We start from the raw sequence: 15172 nt of genomic DNA, 5'->3' as shown, positions 1-15172 counted from the left end.
TTAAACGTCCAGCAGCAGACGAGCCGGATCTTCCAGCATGTCTTTCACCGTCACCAGATAACTCACCGACTCTTTGCCATCGATCAGACGATGATCGTAAGACAGAGCCAGATACATCATCGGCTGGATCACGACCTGACCATTGACCGCCATTGGGCGATCCTTGATGGCGTGCATACCCAGAATGGCGCTCTGCGGTGGGTTGATGATCGGGGTAGACATCAATGAACCGAACACGCCGCCGTTGGTAATGGTGAAGTTACCGCCGGTCAGCTCTTCCACGGTCAATTTGCCGTCACGGCCTTTGATCGCCAGCTCTTTGATTTTCTTCTCGATGTCCGCCATGCTCATGGAGTCAACGTCACGCAGTACCGGGGTTACCAGGCCACGTGGAGTCGATACCGCGATGCTGATATCGAAGTAGTTGTGGTAAACCACGTCGCTACCGTCAATAGAGGCGTTCACTTCCGGGAAGCGTTTCAACGCTTCGACTACCGCTTTGATGTAGAAGGACATAAAGCCCAGACGTACACCGTGGCGTTTTTCGAAGGCTTCACCGTACTGCTTGCGCAGATCCATGATCGGCTGCATGTTGATTTCGTTGAAGGTAGTCAGCATCGCGGTGCTGTTCTTCGCTTCCAACAGGCGCTCGGCCACGCGTTTACGCAGACGGGTCATAGGAACACGTTTTTCGCTACGGCCGCCCAAGGCTGGCTGAGGTGCTGCCGCTGGGGCTGCAGCCGGCGCCGCTTTCTTGCTGGCAGCCAGGTGCGTTTCTACGTCTTCACGCGTGATACGGCCACCCACGCCGCTGCCCTTGATAGCGGCGGCATCGAGATCGTGTTCGGCAATCAGGCGGCGGATCGCCGGGCTGAGTGCGTCGTTGCTCTCTTCTTCCAGGCTGGCGGTTGCGCGCTGTGCCGGAGTAGACTCAACGCTCTGAGCTTTCACTTCGGTCGGCTTGCCAGAGCTATCACCCTGACGGATACGTCCGAGAAGCTGGCGTGAAGTCACGGTTGCGCCTTCGTCTTCCAGGATCGCTTCCAGTACACCAGCTTCACTGGCTGGCACTTCCAATACCACTTTGTCGGTTTCAATTTCAACCAGCACTTCGTCACGCTGAACGGTGTCACCCGGTTTTTTATGCCAGGTGGCGACGGTCGCATCGGCAACGGATTCAGGGAGATCAGGAACCAGAATATCTACGCTACTCATTTGCTTTCCTTTAAATTTTTTCTTCAATATTCAGCGCGTCATTCACCAGAGCCTGTTGCTGCTTCTGGTGTACGGACATATAACCCACCGCCGGAGAGGCAGAGGCTGGACGTCCTGCGTAACGTAAAGAGGCCCCAAACGGGATCACTTCACGGAAATTGTGTTGGCTGCAATACCAGGCACCCTGGTTCAACGGCTCTTCCTGACACCAGACGAAATCATGCACGTGGGCATACTGTTCCAATACCGCCTGAACGGCCTGATGCGGGAACGGATACAGTTGCTCGATACGTACGATGGCCACATCTTTCTGGTCGTTCTTGCGGCGTTGCTCCAGCAGATCGTAATAAACCTTACCAGAACACAGCACCACGCGTTTTACCGCTTTGGCATCCAGCTCGTCAATTTCACCAATTGCCGGTTGGAAAGTACCGTTTGCCAGTTCTTCCAAAGAAGAGACTGCCAGCGGATGACGCAGCAAGGACTTCGGTGACATCACCACCAGCGGACGGCGCATACCGCGCAACGCCTGACGGCGCAACATATGATAGACCTGTGCCGGGGTAGACGGGATGCACACCTGCATGTTCTGTTCTGCACACAGCTGCAGGTAACGTTCCAGACGCGCAGAGGAGTGCTCTGGGCCCTGACCTTCGTAACCGTGCGGCAGCAGCATCACCAGGCCACACATGCGGCCCCATTTCTGCTCACCGGAGCTGATGAACTGGTCGATCACTACCTGAGCACCGTTGGCAAAGTCACCAAACTGCGCTTCCCAGATGGTCAGGGTACGCGGCTCTGCGGTGGCGTAGCCATATTCGAAAGCCAGAACGGCTTCTTCAGACAGCACCGAGTCCCAGACTTTGAATTCGCCCTGGCCGCTGTGGATATTCGCCAGCGGGACATAGACAGAACCATTTTTCTGGTTGTGCACCACCGCATGACGGTGGAAGAAGGTGCCACGGCCAGCATCTTCACCGGAAATACGGATCGGGATGCCTTCATCTGCCATGGTGGCATAAGCCAGCGTTTCCGCCGCGCCCCAGTCGAACGGTTTGTTGCCAGCGGCCATCTCGGCACGATCGCCATAGATTTTCGCAACGCGCGACTGCATTTCGATCGCTTCCGGTACGCTGCTGATGCGGCGAGCCAGTTCCTGCAAGCGCTTCATCTCAACCTTGCTTGGGTACTCTTCGTCCCATTCATGGTTCAGGTACGGCGACCAGGTGAAGGAGTGCAGGTTCATCGGACGCCACTCTTCAACCACACAGTCACCGCGGTCAAGTGCATCGCGATACAGGTTGACCATTTCCGTGGCATCTTCCAGGCTGGCAACCTTCTGTTCGGTCAGCACGTCAGCGTAGAGTTTGCGTGGCGTTGGATGTTTCTTGATCTTCTGGTACATCACCGGCTGGGTAGCACTTGGCTCATCGGCCTCGTTATGCCCATGGCGACGGTAGCAGACCAGATCGATCATCACGTCACGTTTAAAGGTGTTACGGAAGTCCAACGCCAGACGGGTGACAAAGGCCACCGCTTCCGGATCATCGGCGTTCACATGGAAGATTGGGGCCTGCACCATCTTGGCGATATCGGTACAGTACTGGGTGGAACGCGCATCCAACGGGTTAGAGGTAGTGAAGCCAACCTGGTTGTTGATGACGATACGCACCGTGCCGCCAACTTCATAACCGCGAGCCTGCGACATGTTCAGGGTTTCCTGAACGACGCCCTGCCCGGTGATTGCCGCGTCACCGTGGATGGTGATTGGCAGCACCATGTTGCTGCGCGCTTCGTCCAGACGGTCGCGGCGGGCACGTACAGACCCCATGACGACCGGGCTGACGATTTCCAGGTGCGACGGGTTAAACGCCAGCGCCAGGTGAACCATGCCGCCTTCGGTTTCCACGTCGGAAGAGAAGCCCTGGTGATATTTCACGTCACCGGTGCCCAGGTGTTCTTTATGCTTGCCGGCAAACTCGTCGAACAGATCGGCCGGTTTTTTACCCAGCACGTTGATCAACACGTTCAGACGGCCACGGTGGGCCATACCCAGCACCACTTCACGCGTACCGTTTTTGCCCGCGTGGCGCACCATTTCTTTCAGCATCGGCACCAGCGCGTCGCCACCTTCCAGCGAGAAGCGTTTGGCTCCAGGGAATTTGGCACCCAGGTAGCGCTCCAGCCCTTCGGCTGCCGTCAGTTCACTCAGGAAACGGCGTTTCTCGTCGGTGGTGAAGCTGGCACGCCCCGCGACCGATTCAATGCGCTGCTGGATCCAGCGTTTCTCTTCGGTGTTGGTGATGTGCATATACTCGGCACCGATCGAACCGCAGTAGGTCTGCTTCAGCGCCGCGTACAGATCGCTCAGCTTCATGGTTTCTTTGCCGATGGCAAAAGAACCCACGTTGAAGGTTTCCTGGAAGTCGGCTTCGGTCAGGTTGTGATACGCCGGGTCGAGATCGGGAACGCGATCCTGTTTCCACAGATCCAACGGGTCGAGGTTGGCATGCTGATGCCCACGGAAGCGGAAGGCGTTGATCAGCTGCAATACCTTGACCTGCTTGGCATCGGTTTCAGGGTCGTTGATGGTGGTGTTATAACGAGCAGAATCTTTCGCCAGGCGGCGGAAGTAATCTCGCGTTTGGGAGTGGAGCTGATCGGGTTTAACACCCGCAGTTGGTAGTTGCTGGAAAATCGAACGCCAACTATCTTCAACGGAACTCGGATCGGTTAAAAAGTCTTCATAGAGCTGCTCTATGTAGGACTGGTTCGCGCCCGCCAGATAGGAGGAATCCAGCCAGGCCTTCATTGCGCCGTTCTGCATTTTGATCCCTTAAGCTTTAAAGCTTCAGTTTTCGCCGTGGTTAACATAATTACCGTAATGGTACGCTTAACGGTTCACTAGACGTGCTTATACCCGTCGCCTTTCAAGCTACAGCGTTGTTACCTGCACTATCTCACCCCAGTCACTTACTCAAGTAAGCTCCTGGGGATGAGCTAGCTAGGCGCCTAACTGTAACTTGAAATTCATAGGGTAAAAAACCTACAAGTTTAAATGCACGTTCTGTTTTGGACCTTGCGGCCCCTTACAAGGAACCTCTAAAAACCGGCGGGACAAACCTGATTGCCTGTAACCACAATCACGGGTCAGTTTTTAGAGATCCCCTCTTGGGATGTGCGCCGGAAAAAGCACCGGCGCAGCATCTCGTTCTGTTTATGCGCCGCGTTGCAGCAGCATAGACTTGATATGACCAATTGCACGGGTCGGATTCAAACCCTTAGGACATACACTGACACAATTCATAATGCTATGGCAGCGGAAAACACTGAAAGCGTCGTTCAGATCATCCAATCGTGCTTCAGTTTCCGTATCACGGCTGTCGATCAGGAAGCGGTACGCCGCCAACAGACCGGCCGGGCCAACAAACTTGTCAGGGTTCCACCAGAACGATGGGCAAGAGGTGGAGCAACAGGCACAGAGAATACATTCGTACAATCCATCCAGTTTTTCCCGCTGATCCGGCGTTTGCAGGTGCTCACGCGCCGGGGGATTCTTGCCATCATTAATCAGGAACGGCTTGATCTTTTCATATTGGGTATAGAACTGCCCCATATCCACCACCAGATCGCGCACCACCGGTAATCCTGGCAGTGGGCGGATCACAATCTTGTTGTTGCCTTTACGCAACGACGAGATCGGTGTGATACAGGCCAGACCGTTCTTACCGTTCATATTGATGCCGTCTGAACCACACACACCTTCACGACAAGAGCGGCGGAACGATAAGGTCGGATCTTTTTCTTTCAGCTGGATCAACGCATCCAGCAGCATCATGTCACGGCCTTCTTCCGCTTCCAGGCTGTAGTCCTGCATATGCGGGGCGCTATCGACATCTGGATTGTAGCGATAGATAGAGAATTCAAGTTTCATCAATCAAGCTCCGCAATTAGTAAGAACGCACTTTCGGCGGGAATGCCGCGCGCAGCTTCGGTTGCATGTTCACTTCACGACGCGTCATGCTTTCCGATTGCGGCAGATACAGCGAATGGCACAGCCAGTTGGCATCGTCACGCTCCGGGAAGTCGAAGCGGCTATGCGCGCCACGGCTCTCGGTACGGTAATTGGCCGACACGGCGGTGGAATACGCGGTCTCCATCAGGTTATCCAACTCCAGGCATTCGATGCGCTGGGTGTTGAATTCGCTGGAGGTATCATCCAGGCGTGCGTTCTTCAGACGTTCACGGATCACTTTCAACTCTTCCAACCCTTTCGCCATCGCATCACCTTCGCGGAACACCGAGAAGTTATGCTGCATGCAGGATTGCAGTGCCTTACGAATTTCCACCGGATCTTCACCAGAACGGGTGTTGTTCCAACGGTTCAGACGATCCAGCGAAGCTTCGACGTCCGATTCGCTGGCATCGCGGCTATCGCCCTGCTCTGCCAACGACTCTTGCAGGTGCATACCGGCAGAGCGACCAAACACCACCAGATCCAGCAGCGAGTTGCCGCCCAGACGGTTGGCGCCGTGTACCGATACGCAGGCAATTTCGCCTACCGCGAACAGGCCCGGGATCACCACGTCTTCGCCTTTCTCGTTCACGGTCAGCGCCTGGCCGGTCACTTTGGTCGGAATACCGCCCATCATATAGTGGCAGGTAGGAATGACCGGGATCGGCTCTTTCACCGGATCGACGTGGGCGAAGGTACGGGACAGTTCCAGAATGCCCGGCAGGCGAGACTCCAGCACGTCTTTACCCAGGTGATCCAGTTTCAGCTTGGCGTGTGGGCCCCAAGGACCGTCGCAACCGCGGCCTTCACGGATCTCAATCATGATCGAACGCGCCACTACGTCACGGCCCGCCAGATCTTTGGCATTTGGCGCATAACGTTCCATGAAACGTTCGCCATGTTTGTTCAGCAGGTAACCACCTTCACCACGGCAGCCTTCTGTAACCAGTACACCTGCCCCGGCAATACCGGTTGGGTGGAACTGCCACATTTCCATATCCTGCACCGGTACACCGGCACGCAGCGCCATACCGACACCGTCACCGGTATTGATGTGGGCGTTGGTGGTGGATTGGTAAATACGGCCTGCCCCACCGGTCGCCAGAATGGTTGCCTTGGCTTTGAAGTACACCACTTCACCGGTTTCGATACAGATAGCGGTGGTACCGACTACCGCACCATCCTGGTTTTTCACCAGATCCAGCGCATACCATTCGGAGAAGATGGTGGTGTGGTTTTTCAGGTTCTGCTGATAAAGGGTATGCAACAGCGCGTGGCCGGTACGGTCTGCCGCCGCAGCGGTACGGGCCGCCTGCTCGCCACCAAAGTTCAGTGACTGGCCGCCAAACGGGCGTTGATAAATGCGGCCATCGTCCAGACGGGAGAACGGCAGGCCCATGTGTTCCAGCTCCAGAATCGCTTCCGGGCCGGTTTTACACATATATTCAATGGCGTCCTGGTCACCGATATAGTCGGAACCTTTCACCGTGTCGTACATATGCCATTCCCAGTTGTCTTCGTGGTTATTGCCCAAGGCTACGGTAATGCCGCCTTGTGCAGACACGGTATGGGAACGGGTCGGGAATACTTTGGAAAGCAGGGCACAGGTTGAGCCTGCCTGGGAAATCTGCAGCGCCGCGCGCATACCTGCGCCACCAGCACCGATAACAACTGCATCAAACTCTCTGATTGGCAGTTTCATTTAAGCACCCCACACTACGATTGTTCCGTACAGTAAATAGACCAGCAACGTGACGACAATCGCCAGTTGCAGCACCAGGCGTAACGCCAGTGGCTTGATATAGTCCGTCAGCACCTGCCACATTCCCACCCAGGCGTGAACCAGGATCGACAGCAATGTCAGCAAGGTGAATACCTTCGTAATGGAGGTGGCGAAGAAGCCGCGCCAGATTTCATAGGTGATGTCCGGGGCCGTCACGACGAAGCCCAGGATATAGAGAACATACAGGGTGATGACGATAGCGGAAGCACGCAGTAACAACCAGTCGTGTACGCCGTTACGTCCTAATGCAGAAACGTTGCTTACCATACGAGGACTCCAGCCAGAATTGACAGCACGACGGTCAGACCGAACGCCACCTGGGCAGAACGGGTACCTGCGGCTAAACTCTCTTCGATATAGCCAAAATCCATTAACAAGTGACGAATGCCACCGCAAATGTGATAGGCCAACGCGGTGAGGATCCCCCAGAAAATGAATTTCACGAAGAAGCTATTCATGATGGCGGCAGCGTGCAGGAAGCCCTCTTGAGAAGAGAGAGAGATACCCAGCAGCCAGAGGAGAATGCCCACGGCAACGAAAGTAATTACGCCAGAGACTCGGTGTAAGATGGACGCTATCGCAGTTACAGGAAACCGGATCGTTTGCAGATCCAGATTGACAGGTCTTTGTTTTTTCACGGTTTTGCCCACACAGCTCTTATTATTTTCCTTCCTCCGGACCTGGGTGGGGATCAGACAGCGTCAAGAGTTTTCACTCTTACACCTCACGCGCTCAAACATTGACATCCTAGTGCTTAAACGGCGCGTAGCAATAACGCTGGGTGCTCCTACTTCAGGGTAATCCGGAGACCTGGCGGCAGTATAGGAGGTTCACATTCTTATTACAATTCCCATACAATCCCTTTAGTCACATTTCCCCAAAACAGTGATTTAGATCACGATTATTACATTTAGCACTAAATTAATTATCTGATTTGACAAGAGATCAACATTTCCATTACAAATAGGGTAGCAATCAACCCTATGATGCACTAGCGGTCACCGGATACACTTCCCCCTGGGCACAAGTTATGCAAGAGTGTAGCAATAGTGTATGTGGTTAAAATTCCAAACAGATCGTAGGTAATGATTAAAAGAAAATAACGAATCCCGATGAATCGTTAACGGCTGCTAACCCGTCTTGTTCGCCTGGTGCGTACTCTGTCCCCTACCGGCGCAAATGCGCTGTCGCTCACAGAGTTAGCGTTCGCTCGATTTTATTGCGGGCAACCTGCGGAGATTTAAGGTCTTTCAGTTGTTAGAGGTTTTTAAAATAAGGCGTTAAGGAGACTGTAAATGACTGATAAGAAAGCGACGCTAAGCATCAACAACGGCGAAGCTCCGATCGAACTGGGCGTACTCACCCCTTCACTGGGCCCTGATGTTATTGACGTACGCGCCCTGGGCTCCAAAGGTTATTTCACATTTGATCCCGGCTTTACCTCTACCGCTTCCTGTGAATCAAAAATCACGTTTATCGACGGCGACAAAGGTATCCTGCTGCACCGCGGCTTCCCGATTGAGCAATTGGCAAAAAATTCCTCCTACCTGGAGGTGTGCTATATCCTGCTGTACGGCGAAACCCCGAGCGCTGAAGAGTTTGAAACGTTCAAAACCACGGTAACCCGCCACACCATGATCCACGACCAGATCACCCATCTGTTCCGTGGTTTCCGCCGTGACTCACACCCAATGGCGGTGCTGTGCGGCGTGACAGGTGCCCTGGCAGCGTTCTATCACGATGCGTTGGACGTCAACAACGAACGTCACCGTGAGATCACCGCGTTCCGCCTGCTGTCCAAAATGCCTACCGTGGCCGCGATGTGTTACAAGTATTCCCTCGGCCAGCCGTTTGTTTACCCGCGCAACGATCTGTCTTACGCCGGTAACTTCCTGCGAATGATGTTTGCTACACCTTGCGAAGAGTACGTGGTAAACCCGGTGCTGGAACGCGCCATGGATCGTATTCTGATCCTGCACGCCGACCATGAGCAGAACGCGTCCACCTCCACCGTGCGTACTGCCGGTTCATCCGGTGCTAACCCGTTTGCCTGTATCGCGGCCGGTATCGCTTCCCTGTGGGGCCCAGCGCACGGCGGTGCCAACGAAGCGGCACTGAAGATGCTCGAAGAGATCAAAACCGTTGAGCACATCCCTGAGTTCATCAAACGTGCTAAAGACAAGAACGACTCGTTCCGTCTGATGGGCTTTGGCCACCGCGTGTACAAAAACTACGACCCACGTGCTACCGTGATGCGTGAAACCTGTCACGAAGTGCTGAAAGAGCTGAACAAGAAAGACGACAACCTGCTGCAGGTGGCGATGGAGCTGGAACACATCGCGTTGAACGACCCGTACTTCATCGAGAAGAAACTGTACCCGAACGTCGACTTCTATTCAGGTATCATCCTGAAAGCGATGGGTATTCCTTCTTCCATGTTTACGGTGATCTTCGCTATTGCCCGTACCATTGGCTGGATTGCCCACTGGAACGAAATGCACGACGAAGGCATCAAGATCGCTCGTCCACGCCAGCTGTATACCGGCTATGCCGAGCGTGAGTTCAAATCTCAGGTTAAGAAGTAAGCTTCAGCAGGGGCGTAATATTCGCCCCAACTCGGCTAATGACCTTGTCAACTCAACGCTGCCTCACTGGCAGCGTTTTTTATGGGTTACCGCTGGCAAACCGGACACCAATAGAACGGACGTGACGCTAGCGCCGTCTTCTCGATCATCGCCCCACAGCGCGGACAAGGCTCACCGCTGCGATGAAACACCTTGAAGCTGAACAACGTGCCGTGATGACGATTTTCATCTACCTGGCCACGGGTGTGGTAAGAAATACGCGGAATATCCAACAGCGCCTGCGCCAACTTATGCAACGCATCAGGGGTGAGATCCTGCGGCTTATGCTTGGGTGCCAGTTCTGCCTGCCACAAAATCTCGGCTCGCAGATAGTTACCCAGGCCAGCCAGAAAAGACTGATCCAGCAGCATCCCACCCAACTGGCGCTTACAAAACGCCGGCGATAACAACCGCTGTTCCACCTGCTCTACGGTCAAAGCCATATTGAGCACGTCGGGGCCAATACGTTTTAAAAACGGGTGTTGCTCTATCTCACCGCGCGGCACAATGGTGATATCCGAAGCGCTGTACAGCAAGATCGCCCACTCGGCCGTCTCCAGTCGCACGCGCAGATCGCGCTTGGTTTCTGGCGTTTCGCCCGCCCGCACCACCTTCCACACGCCGTAAAGCTGGTTGTGGCTGTACATGGTCAAACCATTGGAGAAATCGGTTAACAAGGCTTTACCACGCGGTTCGATGGCAGTGATACGTTCACCGACCAGCGCGACCTGATAGTGTTTCAATTGGGGGAAAGCAAACCAGACTTCGGTCAGTGGTTGCTCGATCATCACCGCCGCCAGCTTATCTGCCGCCCGGCGGATCTCCGGCCCTTCTGGCATGGACAACTCCTTGATTGAAAAGGGTCCGGCAAGCCGAACCCTAGGATTAACATGGAGGTAGCATAAATGACCTCAGTGCGTGGCGCCACCCACCACTCTCAAGTCATGTTCTACCTGCAAGGCAATCGAAATCGCCATTTCCAAAGCAAACAGCACCGTCTGTGCTGCCATACTCGGCGCACCAGGATGCTGTGCCGCCTGCTCAGGCAGGTAAGGAATATGGATAAAGCCGCCCTTCACCGCCTGCTGTCCGCTTAAGCGGTGCAACAGACCGTACATCACATGGTTACAGACATAGGTCCCAGCGGTTTGTGATACCGAGGCCGGAATGCCAGCCTCACGCATCGCATTCATCACCGCCTTGATCGGCAAGGTGCTGAAATAGGCCGCCGGGCCATCTGCCACAATGGCCTGGTCGATCGGCTGTTGCCCCTGATTATCGGGAATACGCGCATCATCGACGTTAATAGCGACGCGCTCCAGCGTGATGTCGGTGCGCCCGCCCGCCTGGCCGATTGCCAACACCATCGCTGGCTGAACTTCATCAATGGCCGCGTTCAACACAGTCAACGCCTCACCGAAGACGCAAGGTAGCTGGCGCGCGATAATATGTGCCCCACCAAGCTCCAGATCGTTAAGCTGCTTCACCACCTCCCAGGATGGGTTGACACGTTCGCCGCCAAACGGCTCAAAGCCGGTAATCAATACTTTCTGCATGCGTTCTCCTAGAGGAACATCAAGAAATAGAGCAGGAATACGTGCAGTGGTTCGGTCTGGATGCCGCCGGATTCCAGCATAAAGTTATGCATGAAGATGATCGCGCCGAAGGCGACGAAAATGTCTTCACCAAAGAACAGGCCAACGTTGTCGGTTGCCGCAGACATTGCTCGCAGACGATGACGCACGCGTTCCGGCAGTTCACCATAACGGCTTTCCGTCGCCCCTTCCGCCATCGGAGCCAACAACGGACGCACCATTTGCGGGTGTCCACCCAGGCTGGTCAAGCCCATGGCGGCAGTCACTTCACGCACAAACAGATAGACGATCAGCAAGCGCCCAGCGGTGGCGCTTTTGATTTTTGCAATCCACGCCTGCGCACGCTCTTTCAAGCCGTGGTGCTCTAACAGACCGATAACCGCCAACGGTAACAGCAGGAGCAGCGGCAGGTTACGGGTATTGAGAAAACCCTCGCCGAGCTTTTCCAAAATGACATCCAGCGGCATCAACGCCGCCAGCCCGGTGATAATACCGGCGGCGATCACCACCAGCACCGGGTTAAAACGTAATACAAATCCAACCACGATGGCAGCGATGCCTATCAGTGGGTTTGTTCCATATTAACTTTCCCCTTGTCGCCCTTTGGTCTTACGGGCAATGTTGTGTTTGCTGTAATAATTATTTTTTTATGCGGCACTGACGCCAATCTGCTGCTGAGCAAAGCTCTCTCTCAGCTTCCTGGCATAGGCCAGCGCATGTTCGCCGTCGCCATGCAGGCAAACGGTTTCAGCCTTGACGGAGGCCCAGCCCCCCTCAACGGTACGTACACGCTGGTGGCGAACCATTTCCAGCGTCTGTTGCAATGCCAGTTCATCACTGGCGATCAGTGCCCCAGGTTGCCCACGAGGCACCAATGTTCCATCGGCCTGATAGCCGCGATCGGCAAACACTTCCTGCCGCGTCGCCAACCCCAGTTTTTCACCTGCGCGGATCAGCTCACTGCCAGCCAACCCTACCAAGCGTAACGAAGGATCTACCGCATACACTGCACGAGCAATGGCTTCGGCCAATTCCGGCTCCACCGCCGCCTGGTTGTAGAGCATGCCGTGCGGTTTCACATGGACCATCACGCCGCCTTCAGCACGGGTAATGGCGGCCAGCGCCCCCAACTGATAAACCACTTGGGCATACACCGTTTCTACCGGTAACTGCATCCGGGTACGGCCAAAGTTTTCCCGATCAGGGAAACTGGGATGAGCACCAATCGCCACACCGTATTGCAACGCCCAGCGCACCGATTGGCGCATAGTCTGGGCATCCCCGGCATGGAAACCGCAGGCAATATTGGCCGAGCTGACCAACTGCAGCAACGCTTCATCATTGGCGCAGCCTTCACCGAGATCGGCATTTAAATCGACGATCATTGAACCCCCCAGGCAATCTGTTGAATAAAGTGATCCTGCTCAGCCTTGGCGCACTGCGCCTCTGCCAGGGTGCAGGGGATAAAGTGAAGCGCATCCCCCAGGCGGATCTGCGCCAAGTGGAAGAGATCGGCCTCAATCACGCAGGCAATCCGCGGGTAACCCCCGGTAGTCTGAGCATCGGCCATCAAGACGATCGGCTGTCCGTTGTGTGGAACCTGGATGACGCCAGGTATCAGGCCATGCGAGAGCATTTCCCGTTCGGTGGTTCTCATCAGGGCGCTGCCACCGTGCAGGCGATAACCCATGCGGTTACTCTGCGGGCTGAGCTGCCAGGCGGTACGCCAGAAGTCATCCTGTGCCTGTTGGCTGAACTCGTCATATTCTGGCCCGGTCAACACCCTGATCCGGTTGCTGAACAGCGGCTGTTTCACGCCAATAACCGTAGTCGGTAGCGCCTGCGGCTTACCCGCTGGCAGCAGGTCACCTTCCTTCAACTGTCGACCTTCCAATCCACCGAAGCCCGCTTTCAGATCGGTGCTGCGTGAGCCCAGCATCTCCGGCACGTTGATGCCGCCAGACACCGCCAGATAGCTACGCATCCCACGTTTAGGCATCTTCAGCGTCAGTTGCTGGCCTTTTTTTACCGGATAGCGCCAGCCCGTCCACAAAGATTTGCCGTCCAACTGAGCATCGCAGCCCGCACCGGTCAGCGCAATCCACCCATTATGGGTAAATTCGGCACTGAATTGCCCCAGCGTGATCTCCAATCCGGCCGCTTCAGCCGGGTTACCCACCAGCAGGTTGGCTATTTTCAGCGCGGGGATATCCAGAGCACCGCCCTGGCTGATGCCCAAACGCCGGAAACCGTTACGCCCCAGGTCCTGGACGGTGGTGTAAATACCGGCTCGCAAGATCTTCAGCATACGCCCCCCTTTTGCGGTACAAAGCGCACGTTATCGCCCGGGCGCAACAGCGTCGGCGGCATTTCATTAGGATTAAACAGCGCCAGCGGCGTGCGGCCAATCAGTTGCCAACCCCCCGGCGTGACCAGCGGATAGATCCCCGTCTGGCCGCCACCGATCCCCACAGAACCCGCGGCAACAGACAGGCGCGGTTCCGCACGGCGAGGAGTGGCCAGACGCTCCGGCATCCCCCCCAGATAGGTAAAACCGGGTTGGAAGCCCAGGAAATAAACCACATACGCGGTGGACGAATGGCATTCCACCACCTGTTGCGGCGTCATGCCGGTATGGCGCGCCACCTCATCCAGGTCTGGGCCATATTCGCCGCCATAGATCACCGGGATATCGACATCGCGGGACTCTGGCACCAGGCTTTCGTTACCTTCCCATCCTTGACGCAGCAGTTCCAGCATCGCCTCGGCATCGGCCTGCGGCGTATACAGCAACAGCGTCAGGTTATTCATTCCCGGCACCACTTCCCGTACGTCAGTGTGGTGATTCATCTTTTCTGCCAATGCCCAAATACGCTGCTGACTTTGCAGCGTCACTGGGGGTGCCAATTCAAGCACTACAGCGCGTTCCCCTAGCAGGTAATATTGTGCTCGTTGCACCCCTATCTCCTTATACTCGTCGTGTTTCAAGCCGCAGCATGACTGACCGCTCACGAACGAATGAGCGGGTCACTGGGTAGCAACTTGAAGTTCACAGGGTATTTTATTATTTGAAAAGCGTATCAGTTATGCGGGACGTAACGTCGGCTGTCAAGAGAGCAACCTTCGGGAAAATAAGGGATTAGCAGCGCTAAAGGGTTCGTTTTACCGAACCCATAGGCAAATCAGGCCGGATTGGGGATATCGATAAAGGTGACGTCAAAACCGTGATGCTCTGCTAACCATTCGCCCAACGCCTTGATCCCACCGCGTTCCGTGGCGTGATGACCGGCGGCAAAAAAGTGCACCCCCATCTCCCGCGCCGTATGGATAGTTTGCTCGGACACTTCACCACTGATGAAAGCATCAACGCCAAATCGCGCGGCACTGTCGATAAATCCCTGGCCGCCACCGGTGCACCAGGCAACCCGACGGATGGCCTGAGGAGCATTATCACCACAGTGCAACACCGCGCGGCCAAGACGGCTTTCGATACGCTGTTGCAGTTCGCAGGCAGTTAGCGGTTGCTCAAATTCTCCGTGCGGTACCAAAGGCTCGATCTCACCGATCACGCGAATGCCCAGTACCTGCGCCAGTTGCGCGTTATTACCCAGTTGCGGGTGGGCATCCAGCGGCAAGTGATAACCATACAAGTTGATATCATTGCTCAGCAGGGTTTTCAGCCGGTTACGTTTCATACCGCGCACCGCTGGCGCTTCGTTTTTCCAGAAGTAACCGTGATGCACCAGTATGGCATCCGCCTGATGTTCCACCGCCGCATCCAGCAACGCCTGGCAGGCCGTCACTCCCGTCACGATGCGCTGCACATGCGCCCGCCCTTCCACCTGCAAGCCGTTCGGCGCGTAGTCCTGGAAGGCCGCACAGTTAAGTTCGGTGTTGATCAGATGTTCCAGATCGAGGTTACGCATAGTCATCTCACTCT

The 15172-nt window shown here is 55.3% G+C and carries 13 protein-coding genes and 1 pseudogene; 1 reads left to right on the top strand and 13 read right to left on the bottom strand.

The genetic code is table 11. From position 1 onward, the window contains the following. From odhB to sdhC, 6 genes are all read right to left on the bottom strand, one after another. On the bottom strand, positions 1 to 1215 hold the full coding sequence (gene odhB, locus KAJ71_RS06480) for a 2-oxoglutarate dehydrogenase complex dihydrolipoyllysine-residue succinyltransferase (RefSeq protein WP_248944957.1): 1215 nt from the start codon (positions 1213 to 1215) through the stop codon (positions 1 to 3). 10 nt (positions 1216 to 1225) lie between these two features. Continuing rightward, on the bottom strand, positions 1226 to 4042 hold the full coding sequence (gene sucA / locus KAJ71_RS06475) for a 2-oxoglutarate dehydrogenase E1 component (RefSeq protein ID WP_248944956.1): 2817 nt from the start codon (positions 4040 to 4042) through the stop codon (positions 1226 to 1228). Positions 4043 to 4432: 390 nt separating this feature from the next. Continuing rightward, the gene (locus KAJ71_RS06470) at positions 4433 to 5149 is read right to left on the bottom strand and encodes a succinate dehydrogenase iron-sulfur subunit (protein WP_179245123.1); all 717 of its coding nucleotides are present in this window, start codon (positions 5147 to 5149) and stop codon (positions 4433 to 4435) included. Between the two features lie 16 nt (positions 5150 to 5165). Then, entirely contained in the window at positions 5166 to 6932 is a 1767-nt protein-coding gene (sdhA, locus tag KAJ71_RS06465) for a succinate dehydrogenase flavoprotein subunit (protein ID WP_248944955.1), read from the bottom strand. Beyond that, entirely contained in the window at positions 6933 to 7280 is a 348-nt protein-coding gene (sdhD, locus tag KAJ71_RS06460; protein ID WP_021805273.1) for a succinate dehydrogenase membrane anchor subunit, read from the bottom strand. Further along, complete coding sequence (sdhC, locus tag KAJ71_RS06455; RefSeq protein WP_024483149.1) at positions 7274 to 7663, bottom strand: succinate dehydrogenase cytochrome b556 subunit; 390 nt, start codon at positions 7661 to 7663, stop codon at positions 7274 to 7276. Before sdhC ends, sdhD begins: the two co-directional genes overlap by 7 nt. Before the next feature lie 645 nt (positions 7664 to 8308). Here sdhC and KAJ71_RS06450 point away from each other — a divergent pair. Then, entirely contained in the window at positions 8309 to 9598 is a 1290-nt protein-coding gene (locus KAJ71_RS06450) for a citrate synthase (RefSeq protein ID WP_248944954.1), read from the top strand. A gap of 86 nt (positions 9599 to 9684) precedes the next feature. Here the strand turns inward: KAJ71_RS06450 and nei are convergent, their stop codons facing one another. From nei to KAJ71_RS06415, 7 genes and pseudogenes are all read right to left on the bottom strand, one after another. After that, positions 9685 to 10476 carry an endonuclease VIII gene (gene nei, locus KAJ71_RS06445; RefSeq protein ID WP_248944953.1) on the bottom strand — a complete coding sequence of 264 codons (792 nt, stop codon included), beginning with the start codon at positions 10474 to 10476 and terminating at the stop codon, positions 9685 to 9687. A gap of 72 nt (positions 10477 to 10548) precedes the next feature. Beyond that, positions 10549 to 11193, bottom strand: coding sequence for a pyroglutamyl-peptidase I (gene pcp / locus KAJ71_RS06440; protein ID WP_248944952.1), 645 nt, complete (start codon positions 11191 to 11193; stop codon positions 10549 to 10551). A gap of 32 nt (positions 11194 to 11225) precedes the next feature. Further along, positions 11226 to 11798 (bottom strand): annotated as a pseudogene (locus KAJ71_RS06435) (DUF969 domain-containing protein); the annotation flags it as partial. An 81-nt stretch (positions 11799 to 11879) separates the two neighbouring features. Continuing rightward, positions 11880 to 12617 carry a 5-oxoprolinase subunit PxpA gene (pxpA, locus tag KAJ71_RS06430; protein ID WP_248944951.1) on the bottom strand — a complete coding sequence of 246 codons (738 nt, stop codon included), beginning with the start codon at positions 12615 to 12617 and terminating at the stop codon, positions 11880 to 11882. Next, positions 12614 to 13540, bottom strand: a complete 927-nt coding sequence (gene pxpC / locus KAJ71_RS06425) for a 5-oxoprolinase subunit PxpC (protein ID WP_248944950.1) — start codon at positions 13538 to 13540, stop codon at positions 12614 to 12616. The genes pxpA and pxpC overlap by 4 nt, the downstream gene beginning before the upstream one ends. Next, positions 13534 to 14190, bottom strand: a complete 657-nt coding sequence (gene pxpB / locus KAJ71_RS06420) for a 5-oxoprolinase subunit PxpB (protein ID WP_248944949.1) — start codon at positions 14188 to 14190, stop codon at positions 13534 to 13536. The genes pxpC and pxpB overlap by 7 nt, the downstream gene beginning before the upstream one ends. A 224-nt stretch (positions 14191 to 14414) precedes the next feature. Continuing rightward, positions 14415 to 15158, bottom strand: a complete 744-nt coding sequence (locus KAJ71_RS06415; RefSeq protein WP_248944977.1) for a type 2 GTP cyclohydrolase I — start codon at positions 15156 to 15158, stop codon at positions 14415 to 14417. Positions 15159 to 15172: the final 14 nt, after the last annotated feature.

The organism is Serratia silvae (assembly GCF_023282985.1).
Classification (GTDB): Bacteria; Pseudomonadota; Gammaproteobacteria; order Enterobacterales; family Enterobacteriaceae; genus Chania; species Chania silvae.
The sequence above is the reverse complement of the archived record's forward strand: the minus strand, read 5'-3'. Positions and strand labels throughout refer to the sequence as shown.